This is a genomic window from Cryptosporangium minutisporangium (genome assembly GCF_039536245.1).
In the GTDB taxonomy this organism is placed as follows: domain Bacteria; phylum Actinomycetota; class Actinomycetes; order Mycobacteriales; family Cryptosporangiaceae; genus Cryptosporangium; species Cryptosporangium minutisporangium.
Map to the genome: position 1 here is coordinate 19,961 of NZ_BAAAYN010000003.1, position 17,849 is coordinate 37,809.

At 72.8% G+C, this 17,849-nt stretch carries 15 protein-coding genes and 1 pseudogene; 12 read left to right on the forward strand and 4 right to left on the reverse strand.

Annotated features, from left to right (window positions below; all coding sequences use genetic code 11):
• From ABEB28_RS02300 to ABEB28_RS02315, 4 genes are all read left to right on the forward strand, one after another.
• A partial coding sequence (locus tag ABEB28_RS02300) for an acyl-CoA dehydrogenase family protein (RefSeq protein ID WP_345726256.1) occupies positions 1-217 on the forward strand: 217 nt, incomplete at its 5' end.
• Positions 214-618 (forward strand): Zn-ribbon domain-containing OB-fold protein, encoded by a 405-nt coding sequence (locus ABEB28_RS02305; RefSeq protein ID WP_345726257.1) that lies wholly within the window; start codon positions 214-216, stop codon positions 616-618. The genes ABEB28_RS02300 and ABEB28_RS02305, both read left to right, overlap by 4 nt.
• 5 nt (positions 619-623) lie before the next feature.
• Positions 624-1,835, forward strand: a complete 1,212-nt coding sequence (locus tag ABEB28_RS02310) for a thiolase family protein (RefSeq protein WP_345726258.1) — start codon at positions 624-626, stop codon at positions 1,833-1,835.
• Positions 1,836-1,937: 102 nt separating this feature from the next.
• The gene (locus tag ABEB28_RS02315; protein ID WP_345726259.1) at positions 1,938-2,738 is read left to right on the forward strand and encodes a TauD/TfdA dioxygenase family protein; all 801 of its coding nucleotides are present in this window, start codon (positions 1,938-1,940) and stop codon (positions 2,736-2,738) included.
• A gap of 38 nt (positions 2,739-2,776) precedes the next feature.
• Here ABEB28_RS02315 and fabG read toward each other — a convergent pair whose 3' ends face one another.
• A complete protein-coding gene (gene fabG, locus ABEB28_RS02320) occupies positions 2,777-3,538 on the reverse strand; it encodes a 3-oxoacyl-ACP reductase FabG (RefSeq protein ID WP_345726260.1) in 762 nt (253 codons plus the stop codon).
• Positions 3,539-3,605: 67 nt separating this feature from the next.
• Between fabG and ABEB28_RS02325 the strand changes: the two genes are divergently transcribed.
• The 3 genes from ABEB28_RS02325 (at position 3,606) to ABEB28_RS02335 (ending at position 8,499) form a co-directional block, all read left to right on the forward strand.
• Positions 3,606-5,201, forward strand: coding sequence for a class I adenylate-forming enzyme family protein (locus tag ABEB28_RS02325; RefSeq protein WP_345726261.1), 1,596 nt, complete (start codon positions 3,606-3,608; stop codon positions 5,199-5,201).
• 140 nt (positions 5,202-5,341) lie between these two features.
• On the forward strand, positions 5,342-7,741 hold the full coding sequence (locus tag ABEB28_RS02330) for an ATP-binding cassette domain-containing protein (protein WP_345726262.1): 2,400 nt from the start codon (positions 5,342-5,344) through the stop codon (positions 7,739-7,741).
• A 221-nt stretch (positions 7,742-7,962) separates the two neighbouring features.
• Positions 7,963-8,499 (forward strand): early set domain-containing protein, encoded by a 537-nt coding sequence (locus ABEB28_RS02335; RefSeq protein WP_345726263.1) that lies wholly within the window; start codon positions 7,963-7,965, stop codon positions 8,497-8,499.
• Positions 8,500-8,512: 13 nt separating this feature from the next.
• Here ABEB28_RS02335 and ABEB28_RS02340 read toward each other — a convergent pair whose 3' ends face one another.
• The 3 genes from ABEB28_RS02340 to ABEB28_RS02350 are packed head-to-tail and all read right to left on the reverse strand — an operon-like array spanning position 8,513 to position 12,032.
• The gene (locus tag ABEB28_RS02340) at positions 8,513-9,670 is read right to left on the reverse strand and encodes an acyl-CoA dehydrogenase family protein (protein ID WP_345726264.1); all 1,158 of its coding nucleotides are present in this window, start codon (positions 9,668-9,670) and stop codon (positions 8,513-8,515) included.
• Positions 9,671-9,673: 3 nt separating this feature from the next.
• Complete coding sequence (locus ABEB28_RS02345; protein WP_345726265.1) at positions 9,674-10,954, reverse strand: CaiB/BaiF CoA transferase family protein; 1,281 nt, start codon at positions 10,952-10,954, stop codon at positions 9,674-9,676.
• Positions 10,944-12,032, reverse strand: coding sequence for an acyl-CoA dehydrogenase family protein (locus ABEB28_RS02350; RefSeq protein ID WP_345726266.1), 1,089 nt, complete (start codon positions 12,030-12,032; stop codon positions 10,944-10,946). Before ABEB28_RS02350 ends, ABEB28_RS02345 begins: the two co-directional genes overlap by 11 nt.
• An 87-nt stretch (positions 12,033-12,119) precedes the next feature.
• Here ABEB28_RS02350 and ABEB28_RS02355 point away from each other — a divergent pair, with 87 nt between their 5' ends.
• The 5 genes and pseudogenes from ABEB28_RS02355 to ABEB28_RS02375 all read left to right on the forward strand — a co-directional run.
• A complete protein-coding gene (locus ABEB28_RS02355) occupies positions 12,120-13,418 on the forward strand; it encodes an acyl-CoA dehydrogenase family protein (protein ID WP_345726267.1) in 1,299 nt (432 codons plus the stop codon).
• Positions 13,411-15,006 carry a hypothetical protein gene (locus ABEB28_RS02360; protein WP_345726268.1) on the forward strand — a complete coding sequence of 532 codons (1,596 nt, stop codon included), beginning with the start codon at positions 13,411-13,413 and terminating at the stop codon, positions 15,004-15,006. The genes ABEB28_RS02355 and ABEB28_RS02360 overlap by 8 nt, the downstream gene beginning before the upstream one ends.
• Positions 15,003-16,265, forward strand: a complete 1,263-nt coding sequence (locus ABEB28_RS02365; protein ID WP_345726269.1) for a hotdog family protein — start codon at positions 15,003-15,005, stop codon at positions 16,263-16,265. The genes ABEB28_RS02360 and ABEB28_RS02365 overlap by 4 nt, the downstream gene beginning before the upstream one ends.
• A complete protein-coding gene (locus tag ABEB28_RS02370) occupies positions 16,262-17,062 on the forward strand; it encodes an enoyl-CoA hydratase/isomerase family protein (protein ID WP_345726270.1) in 801 nt (266 codons plus the stop codon). Before ABEB28_RS02365 ends, ABEB28_RS02370 begins: the two co-directional genes overlap by 4 nt.
• Positions 17,059-17,748 (forward strand): annotated as a pseudogene (locus ABEB28_RS02375) (enoyl-CoA hydratase/isomerase family protein); the annotation flags it as partial. The gene ABEB28_RS02370 and the pseudogene ABEB28_RS02375, both read left to right, overlap by 4 nt.
• Between the last annotated feature and the right edge of the window lie 101 nt (positions 17,749-17,849).

Genomic DNA, 17,849 nt, shown 5'->3' on the forward strand with positions numbered 1-17,849 from the left:
GGCCGTCGCCGCAGCGGTGGCGGCGGAGCGGTGCCGCCGGGTCACCGCGTCCGCCCACCAGCTCGGTGGCGGCGACGGTTTCCACGCCGACCGGCCGCTGCACCTCTGGTACCGCCGGGTCAAGGCCGCCGAGCCGGTGCTGGGCGGCCCGCGGTGGCACCGCGCGGTCGTGGCCTCGACGCTTCTCGACTCCCCCCGATCGGAAGGTTCCGGATGACCACACCCACACAGATCCCGTTCGTGGATTTCCTCGAGCTCGGAGACGAACCCCATCTCCTCGCCGAGGAGTGCACGGAGTGCGCGGCCCGCTACTTCGGCCGCCGCAACGCGTGCGCGAGCTGCGGCGCCCGGGACTTCCACCGCGTCCCGGTCGCGACGACCGGCGAGGTCCGCGCCTTCACGATCGTCACGTTTGCGGCGCCGGGTGTCCCGGTGCCGTTCGTCGCGGCGGTGGTGGACTGCGACGGCACCAGCGTGCGCACCAACCTGGTGGACGTCGAGCCCGACGCGGATCACGTCCGCCTCGGCATGAAGGTAGCGCTGACGACGTACGCGACCGGCACCGACGAGGCCGGTGTCGAGGCAGTCAACTACGCCTTCCGTCCCGTGGAGGGGTGAACGACATGGCAGAGGACCTCTGGATTCTCGGAATCCACATGACGAAGTTCGGCAAGCACCCGGACGAGGACCTGGTCGACCTGGCGTCCGAGGCGGCGCTCGGCGCGCTGTCCGACGGCGGCGTGACGATGAAGGACATGGGGGTGCTCGCCGCAGGCAACCTGCTCGGGGGCGTCGGCAGCATCGGGCAGTTGCTGCAGAAGCAGATCGGTCAGACCGGCATCCCGGTCTACAACGTGCAGAACGCGTGCGCGACCGGCGCGACCGCGCTGCGGACCGTGTGCATGGCGATCAAGGCCGGTGAGGCCGAGATGGGCCTCGCGGTCGGCGTCGAGAAACTGTCCGGCGCCGGGCTGCTCGGCGCGCGTCCGCGCAAGGACGAGAGTGGCGAGTGGACGCGGTCGGGGCGGCTCGGCGCGGTCGGCGGGGTCGACGGCCGGATCGGCACCGAGACGATGGCCGGGGTGTTCGCGCAGGTCGGCATGGAATACACGCATAGGTACGGCGGCACTGTGTCTTCAGCCTTCGAGCTGTTCGCGCGGATCAGCGAGAAGAACCACGCCCACTCGACGTTGAACCCGCTCGCCGCGTACCAGAAGCGGATGAGCCTGGAGCAGATCATGGGCGACGTCATGATCGCCTACCCGAACACCCGGCCGATGTGCTCGGCGAACACCGACGGGGCCGCGGCGGCCGTGATCGTGGGCGACGCGGCGCTGCGGCGGTTGTCGCTCGAACAGCGGCGTCGCGCGGTGAAGATCGCGGCCTCGGTGCTCACCAGTGACCCGTGGACCGAGGCGTGCCAGGTGCTGCCGGACGTCAACACGCTGACCCGCGCCGCCGCGCGGCAGGCGTACGAGGCGGCCGGCGTCGGGCCGGGAGACCTGGACCTGGTCGAGCTGCACGACTGTTTCGCGACCGCGGAGCTCGTGCACTACGACAACCTGATGCTCTGCGAGGAAGGCGGGGCGGTGGACTTCTTCGAGTCCGGCGCGCCCTGGCGGGACGGCTCGACGCCGGTGAACGTCTCCGGTGGGCTGCAGTCCAAGGGGCATCCGATCGCGGCGACCGGCATCGCGAACGTCTGGGAGGTCGCGACCCACCTCCGCGGCGAGGCCGGGCAGCGGCAGATCGACGGAGCGCGGGTGGGACTGGCCCACGTCATCGGGCTCGGCTCCGCGTGCGGCGTCCACATCCTGGAGAAAGCCGCCGCGTGACGCACGCGGGCCCGGCCGCACCGCGGCCGGGCCCGACGCGACCCGCGCGTCGAGCGCCTACATCATGTATAAAGTATCAATCACGCTAACACTGGAGGAGACATGGCGACTGCGACTGCTCTGAAGATCGAGCGCCGATCCGCCGCGCTCGGTGCGATCATCACCGGCGTCGAGCTGGCCGGTGGCGTCGACGACGCGACGCTGAAGGCGCTCCAGGACGCGTTCCTGCAATACCAGGTCATCTGCATCCGTGGTCAGCAGGCGATGACGCCCGACGACCAGCTGGCGTTCGCCTCCCGCTGGGGAGAGGTGTCCGTGCACCCGTACGTGCCCAGCATCGAGGGCCACCCCGGCGTGATGAAGATCCACGAGCCGACGCCGCTCACCCAGCGCTGGCACGCCGACACCACGCACGCGGAGAAGCCGCCGGCGCTGAGCATGCTGCTGGCCCGGGTGATTCCGGAGGTGGGCGGCGACACGATGTGGTCGAACGCCGCGCTGGTCTACGAGGACCTGTCGCCGGGCCTGCGGGCGACGCTGGACACGCTGCGCGCGGTCCACCAGGGGACGACGCTCGCCAACCAGGCCGGGCTGGACCGCACCGCGGTCACCCAGACGCACCCGGTGGCGCGGACCCACCCGATCACCGGGCGGAAGGCGCTGTTCGTCAACGCCGACTACACCACGCACATCGACGGGTGGACGCACGAGGAGAGCGCGCCGCTGCTGTCGTACCTGTACGCGCAGGTCGGGCGCCCCGAGTACGTCTACCGGCACAAGTGGCGCGTCGGTGACCTGGTGATCTGGGACAACCGGTGCACGCAGCACGCGGTGGTCGGCGACACCGGTGGCGCCGAGCGCGTCCTGCACCGCGTGACCCTGCTCGGCGACCGCCCGGTCTGACGGTTCCGGCCCCGGGCGCGCAGGGCGCGCCCGGGCCCTCACGCCTTGGGGCCGCCGGCGACGTAGAGCACCTGGCCGGAGACGAAGCCCGCGGCCTCGCCGACGAAGAACGACACCGCGTGGGCGATGTCCTCCGGAACGCCGGCCCTGGCCACCGGGATCTGCGCCGCCCGCGCGGTGACGTACGCGTCCCAGTCCTGGCCGAGCCGCTCGGCCGTGGCCTTCGTCATCTCGGTCTGGATGAACCCGGGCGCGATGCTGTTCACCGTGATGCCGAACTTCCCCAGCTCGATCGCGAGGGTCTTGGTGAGGCCCTGGATCCCGGCCTTCGCCGCGGCGTAGTTCGCCTGGCCGCGGTTGCCCAGCGCGGACGTGCTCGACAGGTTGACGATCCGGCCCCAGCGGGCCGCGACCATGTGCGCCTGGACCGCCTTGGTCATCAGGAACGTGCCCCGCAAGTGCACCGCGATCACCGCGTCCCAGTCGGACTCGCTCATCTTGAACAGCAGGTTGTCGCGGGTGATCCCGGCGTTGTTGACCAGCACCGTGGGTGCGCCCAGCGTCTCGGTCACCCGGGCGACGGCGGCCGCCACCGCTTCGGCGTCCGCGACGTCGGCGCCGACCGCGATCGACCGGCCACCGGCCGCGGAGATCGTGTCTGCGGTCTCCTTCGCGGCGGGCTCGTCCAGGTCGAGCCCGGCGACGGCGAGGCCGTCGGCGGCCAGACGAACGGCGGTCGCGGCGCCGATGCCCCGGGCAGCCCCGGTGACGATGGCGACCCGGGAAGCGGACGTGCTCATGCGGTCTCCTCCGGTCGAACGATCGCGCCTACTATATATTGTCTACGACATCGACAGGAGCACATCGATGCTGGCCGCACTGCTGCTCGATCACCCGTTCCCCGACGACGAGCCGCTGCTGCACACGGCCGACCGGATGCTGACCGCCGGCGAGGCCCGCGCCGGGGTGACCGAGCTCGCCCAGCGGCTCCGAGCCGGCGACGTCCGGCCGGGCACCGCGGTCGCGGTCCGGCTGCCGAACAGCCCCGAGTCGGTGATCGCGATGACCGCGATCTGGTCGGCCGGTGCCGTCTTCGTGCCGGTGAACGCCGCCGCTCCCGCCGCCGAGGCCGAGCGGGCGCTGGAGGCGGCGCGGCCGGCCGCGCTGGTGGAGCCCGCCCCGGACGGCGGTCTCCACGTGCGCCACCTGGACGGAGCGGTCCGGACCTACCCGGACGGCACAGCGTTCCTCACCTGGACGTCCGGCACGACCGGCACGCCGAAAGCCATCCTGCACACCCACGACGGGTACCTGGAGCTGCTCGACCGGGTGCTCGGTCCGCTGCGCGGCCGGGGCCCGTCGGGGCGGCCACCCTCCCCGAACCTCATTCCGGTGTCGCTCGCGCTCAACAGCGGTATCTACAACGCGCTGTTCGGTCTGCGTGCCGGCGCCGCGCTGGTGATCATGGACCGGTTCCGGCCGCGCGAGTTCGCCGACCTGCTCGCCCGGTTCGGCATCCGCTCCACCGTGCTGCCCCCGGCCGCGATCGTGACGCTCAACGCGTCGGACGTGGAGGCGCTCTCGCCGCTGCGATACGTCCGGAGCATCACCGCGCCGCTCTCCCCGCTCCACGCGCGCCGGTTTACCGACCGGTTCGGCGCGTTCGTCCTGAACAGTTACGGCCAGGCCGAGGTCGGCGAGGTGATCGGCTGGACCGCCGCGGACGCGAAGGCGCATCCGGAGAAGGTCGGCGCCGCCGGGCGTCCGCTCCCGGGGGTGGCCGTGCGGATCGCGGCCCCGGAGGGCGAGATCGGCCCGCTGTGGGTGCGGCCGCCGCGGATGGCGTCCGGGTACGCGACCGGCGAGCAGCTCGCCGACCGGATCGACGCCGAGGGTTTCGTCGACACCGGTGACCTCGCCCGCGTCGACGCCGACGGGTTCGTCTGGATCGAAGGGCGGGCCGGCGACCTGATCAACCGCGGCGGCAACAAGGTGTTCCCCGAGCAGGTCGAGGAGGTCCTGCGGCTGAGCCCGGCGGTCGCCGAGGCCGCGGTGGTCGGCGCACCCGACGACCGGCTGGGCGAGGTGCCGGTGGCGTTCGTCGTCGACGCGCCGGGCGCTCCGCCCGCTCCCGACGAGGCGCTCGCCAAGCTGTGCCGGGAGCACCTGGTGGCGTACAAGGTGCCGGTGGCGTTCGTCGTCGACGCGCCGGGCGCTCCGCCCGCTCCCGACGAGGCGCTCGCCAAGCTGTGCCGGGAGCACCTGGTGGCGTACAAGGTGCCGGTGGCGTTCGTCGTCGACGCGCCGGGCGCTCCGCCCGCTCCCGACGAGGCGCTCGCCAAGCTGTGCCGGGAGCACCTGGTGGCGTACAAGGTGCCGGTGGCGTTCCACCGCGTGGACGCCCTGCCCCGCACCGAGGTCGGCAAGCTGCGCCGGGGTGACCTCGTCCGGCGGCTCGCGTAAAATGCCGCAAACGGCGCATAGCGGCAGCAACCTCGCGTCAGTGCACGTGGATCACGTCAGAATTCGAGAAGCGCTGGTCTTTGCGGCCCAACTAGCGTGGCCACGGACGAGGTGACCGCCGCCGCACGGATGGAGACACGATGAGCATGGCCACGGGGACGGACACGCGTTCGGCCGCACCACAGAGCGTTCACAGCGCCGACAGCCACGACGTGATCCGCGTGCACGGTGCGCGGGTGAACAACCTCAAGGACGTCAGCGTCGAGATCCCGAAGCGGCGGCTGACGGTCTTCACCGGCGTCTCCGGGTCGGGCAAGAGCTCTCTGGTGTTCGGCACGATCGCCGCCGAGTCGCAGCGGCTGATCAACGAGACCTACAGCGCGTTCGTGCAGGGCTTCATGCCGACGCTCGCGCGACCCGAGGTCGACGTCCTGGACGGGCTGACCACGGCGATCATCGTCGACCAGGAGCGCATGGGCTCCGACCCACGCTCCACGGTCGGCACCGCCACCGACGCGAACGCAATGCTGCGCATCCTGTTCAGCCGGCTCGGGCAGCCGCACATCGGCTCGCCGCAGGCGTTCTCGTTCAACGTCGCCTCGATCAGCGGCGCCGGGGCGGTCACGCTCACGAAGGGCGGCGAGACGACCAAGGAGCGGCGCACCTTCAGCATCACCGGGGGCATGTGCCCGCGCTGCGAGGGTCGGGGCTCGATCAACGACATCGACCTGACCGCGCTCTACGACGACAGCAAGTCGCTCAACGAGGGTGCGATCACGATCCCCGGCTACACCATGGAGGGCTGGTACGGCCGGATCTTCCGGGGCGCCGGCTACTTCGACCCGGACAAGCCGATCAAGAAGTACACGAAGAAGGAGCTGCACGACCTGCTCCACCGGGAGCCGACCAAGATCAAGATCGACGGCATCAACCTGACGTACTCGGGCCTGATCCCGTCGATCCAGAAGTCGTTCCTCTCCAAGGACATCGACGCGCTGCAGCCGCACATCCGCGCGTTCGTCGAGCGGGCGGCGACGTTCACGGTCTGCCCGGAGTGCGGTGGCTCCCGCCTGTCCGAGGCGGCCCGGTCGTCGAAGATCAACGGCACGAACATCGCCGACGCGTGCGCGATGCAGATCAGCGACCTGGCCGAGTGGGTGCGCGGCCTGGACGAGCCGTCGGTCGCGCCGCTCCTGGGCAAGCTGCAGCACACGCTCGACTCGTTCACCGAGATCGGCCTCGGGTACCTGTCGCTGGACCGGCCGTCGGGCACGCTCTCCGGCGGTGAGGCGCAGCGGACCAAGATGATCCGCCACCTCGGGTCGTCGCTGACCGACGTCACCTATGTCTTCGACGAGCCGACGATCGGCCTGCACCCGCACGACATCCAGCGGATGAACGACCTGCTGCGCCAGCTGCGCGACAAGGGCAACACGGTGCTCGTCGTCGAGCACAAGCCGGAGGCGATCGCGATCGCCGACCACGTTGTCGACCTGGGCCCCGGCGCCGGTAGCGCGGGTGGGACCGTCTGTTTCGAGGGCACGCTCGAGGGGCTGCGCGCCAGCGACACGCTCACCGGCCGCCACCTCGACGACCGCGCCACGCTCAAGCCGTCGGTGCGTACGTCCACCGGGGCCCTCGAGATCCGCGGCGCCTCGACCCACAACCTGCAGGGTGTCGACGTCGACATCCCCCTCGGCGTCCTGGTCGTGGTGACCGGGGTGGCCGGGTCCGGTAAGAGCTCGCTGATCCATGGCTCGGTGGCCGGTCGGGAGGGGGTCGTGGCGATCGACCAGACCGCGATCCGCGGCTCGCGCCGGAGCAACCCGGCGACCTACACCGGCCTGCTCGACCCGATCCGCAAGGCGTTCGCCAAGCGGAACGGTGTGAAGCCGGCGCTGTTCAGCGCGAACTCCGAGGGTGCCTGCCCGAACTGCAACGGGGCCGGTGTCATCTACACCGACCTGGGGATCATGGCCAGCGTCGCGACCCCGTGCGAGGTGTGCGAGGGCAAGCGGTTCGAGGCCTCGGTGCTCGACTACCACCTGGGCGGTCGCGACATCAGCGAGGTGCTCGGGATGTCGGTCGCCGACGCCGTCGAGTTCTTCGCGGACGGTGAGGCGCGCACGCCGGCCGCGCACAAGATCCTGGAGCGCCTCGCGGACGTGGGGCTCGGCTACCTCACGCTCGGCCAGCCGCTCACCACGCTCTCCGGCGGTGAGCGGCAGCGGCTCAAGCTCGCGACCCGGATGGGGGACAAGGGCGGCGTCTACATCCTCGACGAGCCGACCACCGGCCTGCACCTGGCCGACGTCGAGCAGCTGCTCGGTCTGCTCGATCGGCTCGTCGACGCCGGCAAGTCGGTGATCGTCATCGAGCACCACCAGGCCGTGATGGCACACGCCGACTGGATCATCGACCTGGGGCCCGGTGCCGGCCACGACGGCGGCCGGATCGTGTTCGAGGGCGTGCCCGCCGACCTCGTCGCCGCCCGGTCCACGCTCACCGGCGAGCACCTCGCCGCGTACGTGGGGGCCTGACCTGGATTCGCCGATGCGCCACGGAGTCGCCCGCTGCGGAGCGGCTTCGTGGCGCGTTCGGGCGCCCTTTGTGGCGTGGAGCGCCGTTCACATCATGATGACAAATGCGGGCGCAGTTGTTATATCGGTGCAGGATTGACTTTTGTCGGTAAAGGTCTATAACGGACACGCGTACCTCGAGACAGAAGCGTCTCGGGGCCCTTTCCCCCGAAGGAGTACGCGTGTTGTCTTCAACTCTCCGCAAGCGTCTCGCGACGGCCGTGACGTTAGGCGCCGCGGCCGGCGCCGTCCTGCTGGTCGGCGACCCCGCCCACGCCGACACCGTGACCGTCAACTACGCGTGTGAGACCCCGCTGTCCGGCACGCAGACCGGCGACGTCGAGGTCACGGTCACCGCACCGGCCACCGCGACGGTCGGCGAGACCGTCGAGATCACGGTGACGACCGGGCCGACTCCGGTCGTCGCGCCGATCGAGTTGGCGGCCGGGAGCGTGACCCCGAGCGCCGAAGGCATCGTCTCCGGAGCCCAGACCGGCACGGTGATCGTCACCGGACCACCGAACGCGGAGGCGATCCCGGCCGGATCGCCGGTGCAGCTGCCCCCGATGATCGGACAGCTGACGCTCACCACGGCCGGGCAGGTCGATCTGACGCCTGGCACGGCCTCGGCGGTCGCGAGCACCATCTTCGGCACGTTCACGATCCCCTGTACACCGGCGTCGCCGCCCGGCGTCGCCGCATCCATTCAGGTGAGCTGATCCCGGACAGGTCCTAGGCCCGGGCGGCCGGGCCGAGGACCTGCCTGGCGATGATCACCTGCTGGATCTGGCTGGTTCCCTCGTAGATCCGGAACAGCCGGGCGTCGCGGTAGAACCGCTCGACCGCGACCCCTCGCATGTACCCGGCGCCGCCGTGCACCTGGACCGCGCGGTCGGCGACCCGGCCGACCATCTCCGAGCAGAAGTACTTCGCGGCGGCCGGCCCGGTGATCCGGTCGGTGCCGGCGTCGTAGGCGCGGGCGACGTCGAGCACGAGCGCGCGCCCGGCGTACTGGTCGGTCACCGAGTCGGCGATCAACCCCTGGACGAGCTGGAACCGGGCGATCGGCTTGCCCCCCGCGTTCCGGGAGCGGGCGAACTCGCACGCCTCGTCAACCAGCCGCGCGGCCATCCCGACGCAGAGCGCCGCGATGTGGATCCGGCCGTGCGCCAGACACTGCGCCGCGATGCGGAAGCCGTTGTTGAGGCCCGCGGCGCCGCCGACGACGGCGTCCGACGGGAGGATGACCTCGTCCAGGTGGACGTCCGCGGTGTGCGCGCCGAACTGGCCCATCTTCCGGTCCGGCGCGCCGACGGTGAGGCCGGGTGTGTCCGCCGGGACCAGGAACGCAGTGATGCCGCGGTTGCCCGGGGCGTCCGGGTCGGTGCGGGCGAACACCATGAACACGTCCGCGACCGGCGCGTTCGTGATGTACCGCTTGGACCCGTTCAGCACCCAGCGGTTGCCCTCGAGGCGGGCGCTGGTGGTGAGCGCCGACGGATCCGAACCGGCGTCGGCCTCGGTGAGCGCGAACGACGCGGTCACCTCACCGGACGCCAGCCGGGGGAGCCAGGACTTCTTCTGCTCCTCGGTGCCGCCCTCCAGCAGCACGTGCCCGGCGATCCCGTTGTTCGTGCCGAACAGCGACCGCAGCGCGGGCGTCGTCCAGCCGAGCTCGAACACCAGCTCGCACTCCTGGGCGACGGTCAGGCCGAGCCCGCCGTACTGCACGGGGATCGTGAAGCCGTAGAGGCCCATGTCCTTGCAGGCGGCGACGATCGCCTCCGGGACGGCGTCGGTCGTGTCGATCTGCTCTTCGCGGGGGACGACCTCGTTCCGCACGAACGTGCGCACCGCATCGACGATCGCGGTCAGGTCAGCAGAATCCACGAATCAGTCCTCCGGGGTGCGGGCGCCGAGCACGCCGGCGGCGCGCAGGTCGGCGAGTTCGTGCGGGGTCAGGCCGAGCTCGGTGAGGACGGCGTCGGTGTGCGCGCCCAGTGCCGGGACCGGGCCCATCGGTGCGGTGTGGCCGGCGACGATCGCGGGTGGCAGCAGCGCGCGCACCGGTCCGGCGGGGGTGTCGACGTCGCGCCACCGATCCCGGGCGGCCAAGTGCGGGTGCTCGACGACCTCGCTCGGCGTCCGGTAGACCGAGTTGCCGATCCCGGCCGCGTCCGCCGCCGCCTGGACGTCGACCAGCGACCGTTTTCCGCACCACTCGCCGAGCAGCGCGTCGAGTTCGGCGCGGTGCGCCACCCGGTCGGGGTTGTGCCGGTACCGCTCGTCCGTGACCAGGTCGGGGCGCCCGAGCAGGTCGGTGGCGAGCCGTGCCCACTCCGCGTCGTTGGTCGTCCCGAGCACCACCGTGCGGCCGTCCGCGGTGTGGTAGGCCCCGTACGGCGCGACCGCGGGCGAGCCCATGCCGACCGGCTGCTGGTCGACACCGGTCGCCGCGGTCCAGGTCAGGGGGTACCCCATCAGCTCGGTCATCGCGTCGAACATGCTCACCGCGAGCCGGGCGCCGACCCCGGTGGTGGCCCGCTCGGTGAGCGCGCCCAGCACCGCGATCGCCGCGTAGAGGCCGGTCACCCCGTCCGCGAACGGCGGCCCCGGCTTCGCCGGCGCGCCCGGCGTCCCGGTGATCGCGCAGACACCGGTCTCGGCCTGCACCAGCAGGTCGTACGCGCGTTTGCCGGAGAGCGGGCCTCCGGTGCCGTACCCGGAGATCTCGACGCTCACCAGCCGCGGATGGTCCCGGTCCAGGTCGTCGGCGCCCAGCCCCAGCCGGGACACCGCACCCGGCGCGAGGTTCGAGACCAGCACGTCCGCGGAGTCGAGCAGGCGATGCAGCACGGTCCGCCCGTCCGGGTGCCGGACGTCGAGCGCGACCGACTCCTTGCCCCGGTTGAGCCAGACGAAGTGCGCGGCGAGGCCTCCCACGACGTCGTCGAAGCCGCGGGTGAAGTCGCCACCCCGCGGGTTCTCCACCTTCAGGACGCGGGCGCCGAGGTCGCCGAGCGTCCGGGTGCAGAGCGGAGCGGACACCGCCTGCTCCAGCGCGACCACCGTGACGCCGGCCAGCGGCTGGCCCGGATTGACGCCGTGACGCGGTCCACGCGGGTCGTGGAGCACATCGGGGTGAGAATCCGCGTGCCGATCGTCAGAAGGCATGGTCGAGATGATCGCTGACGCGGGTCCAGTGCGTGGCCGCTGAGCCGAGAATCTCGTCGTCGGTGATCGCGCGCTTGTAGTAGAGGTGCGCCTCGTGCTCCCAGGTGAACCCGATGCCGCCGTGCAGCTGGATCGCGTCCGCGGCGACCGCGGCCGCGGCTTCGGCGCAGTAGGCCTTCGCGAGCGCCGCGGCGACAGCCGGGTCCTCGTCCGCTTCGTGGGCCGCGGCCGCGTGCCGGGCCGCCGAGCGCGCCAGCTCGACCTTGATCAGCATGTCCGCGGCGCGCTGCTTGATCGCCTGGAACGAGCCGATCGGCCGCCCGAACTGGACCCGCTGCTTCGCGTAGGCGACCGTGACGTCGAGGCACTGCTGTGCGACGCCGACCAGCTCGGCGGCGAGCAGGACGCGGGCGGCGTCGAGGGCCGGCTCGAGACCGGTCGTGTCGGTGCCGACCCGGGTCGCGGGAGTGCGGAGGAGCTCGACGACGGCCTGGCGGCGGGTCAGGTCGAGGCTCATCAGCGGCGTCCGGGTGAGGCTCTCGTCGGCGTCCACCGCGAAGACGCCCGATCCGTCCGGGCCTTCCGCCACCACCAGGAGCAGACCGGCGGTCGCGCCGTCGACGACCCGCTCCACCCGGCCGCTGAGCCGCCACTCGTTCCACAGGTGCGGCTCGGCGGTGACGGCGGGTTCGCCGGCCGCCGCGTCGGGGAGCGCGACCGTCGCGGTGAGCGTCCCGGCGGCGATCGGCGGCAGCCAGCGCTTGGCTGCCTCGGCGTCACCGGTGGCGAGCAGCAGCGGTACCGCGAGCCCGACGGTGGAGAACAACGGTGCGCAGACCAGCGTCCGCCCGGCCGCCTCGAAGACGTCGGCGAGCGCCGGGAGCGGCAGCCCGAGGCCGCCGTACTCCGCGGGGACGCCGAGACCGGGAAGACCGGTCTCCCGTGCCCAGCGCCGCCAGGCCTCCGGGTCGTACCCGGCCGGGGTCGCCATCAGCTCCCGGATGCGGGACGGCGGGCAGGAGTCGGCGAACACGGTGGCGGCGAGTTCGCCGACGTCCGCACCGAAGGGCTCGTCCATGCACAGGCTCCACGTCTGTTGCTTTGAGGGCCAGCTGATGCATCAAGTACTTTGTATAAAATCTAACATGCGACTACCCTCCGGCTCATGACTCCGCCACCGGAACTCGTGGCCTGCGCCACCCCGGACGAGGCCGTCGCGGCCGCGCTGGACTGGGTCCGCCGGAGCGCCCCGTCGTCCTGGGTGCGGGCGGCCGAGACGGGCGGTGCCTCCGCGGTCCGGCAGGTCCGCACCCCCGACGAGTACCGCACCTGGTACCCCACGCTCGCCGAGTCCGGTCTGGTGGTGCCGGCCTGGCCGGTTGCGTACGGCGGGCTGGACTGGGCACCGGCGATGGCGGCCGCCGCCGATCGAGCGCTGCGCCCGTACCACCTGCCCCGGCTCAACCCCCTCGGCCTCAACCTCGCCGCCCCCGCGCTGTTCGCGCACGGCACCGAAGACCAGCGGCTGCGGTACCTGCCGCCGATCGTGCGCAACACCGAGGTCTGGTGCCAGCTGTTCAGCGAACCCGGGGCGGGCAGCGACCTGGCGTCGCTCTCCACCCGGGCGGTGCGCGACGGGGACCACTGGCGGATCACCGGGCAGAAGGTGTGGACGACGTGGGCGCACCTCGCCGACTACGCGGTCCTGCTCGCCCGCACCGACCCGGACGCGCCGAAACGGGCGGGCATCACGTACTTCCTGATCGCGCTCGACCAGCCGGGCGTCGAGATCCGGCCGCTGCGGCACCTCGGCGGGGAGATCGACTTCAACGAGGTGTTCCTCGCCGACGCGGTGGTGCCGGACGCCCAGCGGGTCGGCGCGGTGAACGACGGCTGGCGGGTCGCACGGGCGACGCTCTCCGGCGAGCGGCAGATGGTGTCCGGCTCCGGGTCCGGCGGGGTCGACCGGATCGGTGGCGCCGGCGCCGGGCGGCTGGTGCGTTTGGCCAAGGAGCGCGCGGCCGCGGTGCCCGGCACTGGCTGGGACGACCCGCTGGTCCGCGCCGACGTCACCCGGCTCTGGGCCGAGGAACAGCTGCGCGCCTGGACCAACCAGCGGGTGCGGGCGACGGTCAAGGCCGGGCGGGCACCGGGGCCGGAGAGCTCGATCGGCAAGGTGCACGGCTCCGATCTCAACCAGCGGATCCAGGCCAGTGCGGCGGCGCTGCTCGGGCCGGGCCGGACGACGTGGCGGGCCGCCGCGGACGCCTGGTCCGACGCCGTCGAGGCCTATCCGGACGGGATGCCGGCCGAGGTGCGGGGCGCGCTGCGCAGCCGGGCCAACACGATCGAGGGCGGAACGACCGAGGTGAACAAGAACATCATCGCCGAGCGGGTCCTCGGGCTGCCGCGGGAGCCCGACCCGTGGGAGGGGAAGCCGTGGCGTGAGGTGCCTCGTGGCTGAGACCGTGTCGCCGCGCTCTGCTCTGACCTCGGCCTCCGCGGAGACCGGGGGTGCGCGGTTGTGGCGGGCGTTGCGGGAGGCCGGGGTGCGTGCCGTCTACGGCGACGCCGACCGCGGCCTGCCGGTGACCGCGCGGGTACCGGCGCGGCTGGCTCCGACGCTGGTCGCCGCGCACGAGCGGGTGCACCGGGACCGTGCGGCGTCGTGGGTGGACGGGGTACTGACGATCGGCGGAGCCGCGGCGGCGTCCGGGGTTCCCGGGTCCGCCGGGGTAACCGGGACCTCCGGGGCTGCCGGGCCGTCCGGCGCGGCGGGCCCCGTGCTCGGCGGCGCGCCGGGCGGCTGGCAGGTCTTGCTCGACGAGCCGGACCGCGTGTCGGATCTCGTCGCGATGGCGGCGCACGCGGCGGCCACCGGGCGCGGTGTCGCGCTCCGCGTCGACCTCGATCTCGACCGGCCCGCACCGGACCGCCGGGCCGTCACGCCGGGCGCCGCTGCATCGGGCGCCGCTGCGTCGGTTGGCCCGATGCCCGCTGGCGCGGGCTCCGGGGGGCCGGACCCGGCCGGGGAGACGGAGGCGGCGCTCGCACTCCTGACGGCCGCGGAGCGGCCGGTCGTCCTCGTCGGACCCGGTGTGATCGCCGCCGGCGCAGTGCCCGGCCTGCACGCGTTCGCCACCGCCGGGCAAGTGGGCGTGCTGAACACCTGGGGCGCCAAGGGAGTCTTCACCTGGCAGAGCCCGCACCACTGGGCCACGATCGGCCTGCAGCGCGACGACTTCCGGCTGGCCGGGCTCGCCGACGCCGACCTGATCGTCGCCGTGGGCCTCGACCCGCACGAGTCGCCGGCCGCGTGCTGGCAGCTGGCGCCGCAGGTCACGATCGACCCGGCGTCGCTGGGGACGCTCGCGCTCGCGTGGCGGCGCCCGCCCGGGCTCCCGGAGATGCCCCCGCTGCGGCACCGGCTGGCCGAGGCCACCCAGCGTGGGTGGACGGTCGAGGCGGGGCCGTTGCCGCCGTCTCGGGTGACCCGGACCTACGGCGAGCTCGCCGCCCGCGGTGGGTTGATCGCCGCCGACCCGGGAGTCGCCGGCTACTGGGTCGCCCGGACTGTCGGCACCACGGTGCTCGACAGCGTGATCGTCCCGGGCGGCCGCGTCCCGGCGGGTTTCGCGATCGCCGCGGCGCTGGTGGCCCGGATCGCGTCCCCGGCGCGCCCGGTCCTCGCGGTGCTCGACGACCCCGCGTCGGTCGCCGGGTCCGCGGGTTCGCCCGGGTCCGCCGGTTCGGCCGCGGTGGCCGCGGGTTCGGCCGCGGCCACCGGGGCGGCCGAGCGTATCGGGGAACTGGTCGAGCTCGCCGCCTCGCTGGGGCTGCCGGTGCCCGTCGAAGCCTGGTCGGACGACGGACCGGCGCCGGACGCCGTCGCGCACGCCGCACGCCTGCGGGACGCCGTCCACGGCGAGTCGCCGGTCGTCGCACCCCTGCGGACCGATCCGCACTGGCTGGCCCGGATGACCGACGTCGCCGGACCGGTCGTCGCGTGGAGCCAGATTCTTCCGGCGAACGAGGGGAGTACTCATTCGTGAGCGGTACCAGCACCGGCGAACGAACGGCGCCGCGGATCACCGACGAGGCGATCGAGCGGTTACGCCGCCGGATCGGGATCCCGGTACCGAACCCTGCGCCACCGCACTACCGCGAGCCAGGCGTGGACGCGTTCCGCATCGTCGCGCAGGCCTACGGCGACGACAATCCGCTCTGGAGCGACCGGGACCACGGGGCGACGACGCGCTGGGGCGGGCCGATCGCACCGCCGCCGCTGGTCGGCGGCGACACGCTGGTCGGCGAGGACTCGGTCACCGGCATCCCGGAGGAGCACCGGGACCTGATGAAGGGCGATCCGCTGCGCGGCGTGCACGCGTTCTACGCGAGCAGCGCCCGGGAGTGGTGGGCGCCGCTCGAGCCGTACACGCGGGTCCGACGCCGGGACGCGCTGGTCGGCGTGCACGACAAGCCGAGCGGCTTCGCCGGGCGAGCGGTGCACGAGTGGACCGGTCAGATGTTCGGCGCCGCGGACGGTCCGCTGCTCGCCGCGCAGTACAAGCTGATGATCCGCACCGAGCGCGAGAAGGCCCGCGAGCGGAAGAAGTACGCGCAGATCCAGCCCTACGTCTACACCGACGCGGAGATCGACGACATCGAAGCCCAGGTCCTGGCCGAGCGGCGGCGTGGCGCCGAGCCGCGCTACTGGGAGGACGTCGCCGTCGGCGACGTGCTCGACCCGCTGGTGAAGGGGCCGCTGACCGTCACCGACATGGTCTGCTGGCACGTCGGCATGGGCATGGGGCTCTACGCGATCCGCCCGCTGGAGCTCGCGGTCGTCAACCGGCGCCGGATCCCGCGCTTCTACCACCGCGACGAGCTCAACGTCCCGGACGTGATGCAGCGCGTCCACTGGGACCCCGAGTTCGCGCGCCGCTCGGGTAATCCGACGACGTTCGACTACGGCCGGATGCGCGAGACCTGGCTGATCCACGCCTGCACGAACTGGATGGGCGACGACTCCTGGCTGTGGAAGCTCGACTGCCGGTTCGAGGCGTTCAACTACGTCGGCGACACCCAGTGGGTCCGCGGCGAGGTTGTCCGGCACTACCTGGCCGAGGGCGGCCGGCCCGCGGTGGACGTCACCCTGCGAACCGTGAGCCAGCGGGACGTCGAGACCACCACCGGCTCGGCGACGATCCTGCTGCCGAGCCGTGAGCACGGACCGGTTCGCCTCCCCGACCCGCCCGGCACCGATCTGGAGGGCGCGATGGCGGCGATAGTGGATCGGTTCGCGTCATGAGTGAAACCCCGGGTCTGGCCGTCGACCGGGACGGAACGATCCTGCGGATCACGCTGAACCGTCCGGAGAAGCGCAACGCGATCGACGACACGATGGTCGCCGGCCTGATCGACCTGATCATCGGCGCGGGCAGCGACGAGTCGGTGCGGGCGGTCCTGCTCGCCGGGGCCGGCGAGCACTTCTGCTCCGGTGCCGACATCATCGCCCGGAACGCAGGCGTCGACGGCCGGCCGCGGGTCGGCAGCATCCAGCGCCGCCTGCCCTGGCAGGCCCATCGGCTGGTGCCGGTGCTGCTGGAGACGCAGGTCCCGGTGGTCTGCGCGGTGCGGGGCTGGGCGGCGGGCATCGGCCTGTCGCTGGCGCTCGCCGCCGACGTCACGGTCGTCGCCGACGACGCGCGGCTCTGGGCGCCGTACGGTGCCCGCGGCTTCACCCCGGACGGCGGGATCACCTGGATGCTTCCGCGGCGCATCGGCGAGGTGCGGGCGCGCCGGATGCTGCTGCTCGGGGAGCGGGTGGACGGGGCGACCGCCGCCGAGTGGGGCCTGGTCGACCGGGCGGTCCCGGCCGCCGACGTCGACGCCGAGGCAGCCGGTCTCTCTGCGACGCTGGCCGACGGACCCACGGTGGCGCTCGGACTGGCGAAGTCGCTGCTGCACACCGGCCGGGCGGCGTCGCTCGAAGCGCACCTGCGGGACGAGGCGTTCGGTATGGAGCTCTCCTCCCGCAGCGAGGACTTCCGGGAAGGGCTCGCCGCGTTCCGGGAGAAGCGCTCGCCGAAGTTCACCGGCCGATGAGCAGCCCGTACCGCGGGCTGCGGATCGAACGGCGCGGCCCGGTCGGCTGGCTGGTGTTCGACCGGCCGGACGTCGGCAACGCGATGGACGCCGGAATGCTCGACGACCTGCCTCGGGCCTGGGCCGAACTCGACGCCGACCCGAGCGTCCGGGTCATCGTGAACACCGGGCGCGGACCGGCGTTCCAGACCGGTCTCGACGTCCGGCAGCTCGCGCGGGACCCCGCCGCGCTGCGCGAGCAGTCCCGGCGGACCAAACGCGCTGAACTGCGGTTGACCGGGTGGCACAACGGCGTCGGCAAGCCGGTGATCGCCGCGGTCAACGGCGTCTGCGCCGGGGGCGGCCTGCACTTCGTGGCCGACGCCGACTTAGTGCTCGCCGCGGAGTCGGCCACGTTCCTCGACCCGCACGTCTCGGTCGGCCAGGCGAGCGTGTACGAGCTGATCGGCCTGGCCCACCGCGGCGCTGTGGAGCCGGTGCTGCGGCTCGGACTGACCGGCCGGCACGAGCGGATGGACGCCGCCCGCGCGTACGCGCTGGGCATCGTCGGCCAGGTCGTTCCGGACGACGCCCTGGCCGAGACCGCCCAGGCCCTCGCCGAGACGATCGCGGACCGCCCCCCGGACGTGCTGCGCGCCACCAAGCGGACGCTCTGGGCAGCGCTCGAAACCGGCCGCACCACCGCCCTCCGCGCCGCCGCGGGCCGCGCGGCGTCGGCCCGCGCGGCGACTTCTCCCGCCGAGGCCGGCACCGAGACCGCTTTCGCCGACGCCGCGGGGCCAACCAG